Source organism: Microvirga roseola (genome assembly GCF_020866965.1).
Taxonomy (GTDB): Bacteria; Pseudomonadota; Alphaproteobacteria; order Rhizobiales; family Beijerinckiaceae; genus Microvirga; species Microvirga roseola.
Genome location: NZ_JAJATX010000006.1, coordinates 157,016 through 157,538 on the forward strand (window position 1 = coordinate 157,016; position 523 = coordinate 157,538).

General features: G+C 68.5%; 1 protein-coding gene. It reads right to left on the reverse strand.

Features of this window, described 5'->3' with window-relative positions:
• Positions 1-38: 38 nt before the first annotated feature.
• On the reverse strand, positions 39-523 hold a 485-nt coding region (locus tag LG661_RS06490), incomplete at its 5' end, for a PRC-barrel domain-containing protein (RefSeq protein ID WP_230531061.1).

Below are 523 nucleotides of genomic sequence, written 5' to 3' on the forward strand. Positions count from 1 at the left end.
GGGCCGGCGCCTCCTCCTGTCACTGCTACTGAGCGGCCTCACTGCCAGACGCGCAGTTCAGCCTGCTCGGTGCGGCCGAGGCGATCGAAGTTGTCGACCGTAGTGCGATAGTCGTCCATCGCCTCGATGTCCTCCTCGGTCACGCCACGGATGACGAGGCGGTCGCCGCGCATCCAGAAGCGCTCGAGCGGGAAGGCCACCCGGTCACGGCCGAGGCCAAGGAAGCCGCCGGCCCCGACCACCAGGAACTGGCGGCCCTCAGGCGTGACGATCACCCGGTCGACCTCGCCCAACTCGTCGCCGCGGGCGTTGTAGACATCCATGTCCTCAAGGCTGGAGACGGCAATCGGCTGCAGCGGTGCATTCGTGTCGATCGCACCGGTGGTTTCCACGTCGCCGGCCCGCAGGCGCTCCCACACATTGCGCTGCTGCTCCTCGCTGTAGACCGAGCCGACAGCCGCCTGCTGCTGACCCACTGCGGCCTGCTGCTGCTGGATGCGGACGTTGGGCTCGCCCTGCTGCT